At 79.3% G+C, this 834-nt stretch carries 1 protein-coding gene; it reads left to right on the top strand.

Annotation, left to right across the window (positions count from 1 at the left end):
- The first annotated feature begins 419 nt into the window (after window positions 1-419).
- Complete coding sequence (locus tag IF99_RS34570) at window positions 420-575, top strand: hypothetical protein (RefSeq protein WP_199806594.1); 156 nt, start codon at window positions 420-422, stop codon at window positions 573-575.
- Window positions 576-834: the final 259 nt, after the last annotated feature.

Genomic DNA, 834 nt, shown 5'->3' with positions numbered 1-834 from the left:
CCCCCGCCCCCGCCGCGAGCCCCACCCCCGACACGAGCGCGGCCCCCGAGGCGCCCCCGCTCCCCGGTACCGCGCTCCCGTTCCCGACTCTCCCCCTGCCGCCGCTCCCCAGCGCCCCGGTCACCACCGTCTCCCCCTCCCGTGACCCGCACCTCCCCGAAAGCCCCAGCCCTTCTGCGGCCTCCCCCTCACCCGGAGGCGGGGCGGCTGGCGCCGGCCCGGGTTCCTCGCCCTCCCGCACGGGGCACGGAACGCCGTCGAAGGCGGCAGGTCCTCCTGCCGCGTCCCGCGCCGTACCCGCTCCCCCCTCGCTGCTCCCGCTCGCGCCCCGCGCGTCGCGACGAGCTCACGCGCGCCTCCCCGCGCCCCCGCAGGCCCCCGGAGCCGGGCCCGAGAAAGAGCAGGCTTTTGCCGAGGAGATGCCCCGCGCCGACGAGGTACCCCTCGCCGTGGGCGCGAGAGGTGCGGGTTTCCTCATGGACGAGGGCAGCCGTCTCGCCCTCGGCGGCGGCCTCATCTGCCTGGGCTGCGGACTCGCCACCGCCCTCCTCGCCTTCCGCCTGCGCCGCGTCTGAGGCGCCGCGTCTGAGGCGCGCGCCTGTGGCGCGCCTTCGCCGCGCGCCTGACGTGCTGCCCCGTGCCCGACATCGCAGGCCGCGTCGGCCCGCCACCCCGTCCCACCCCGCGCCCCGTCCCCGTGCCAGCCCCCGGCGCAGGCGCGCCCCTGCCCTCAGACCGACCGCCCCCCGTACCACCCGCTACCGACGCCCCCCCGTCCCGCCCGCTACCGATGCGCCCCCCTACCGCCCCCTACCGACAAGCCCGCCCTTACGC

Origin of the sequence: Streptomyces sp. NRRL F-5630 (assembly GCF_000719475.1) — a bacterium.
Classification (GTDB): domain Bacteria; phylum Actinomycetota; class Actinomycetes; order Streptomycetales; family Streptomycetaceae; genus Streptomyces.
The sequence above is the reverse complement of the archived record's forward strand: the minus strand, read 5'-3'. Positions and strand labels throughout refer to the sequence as shown.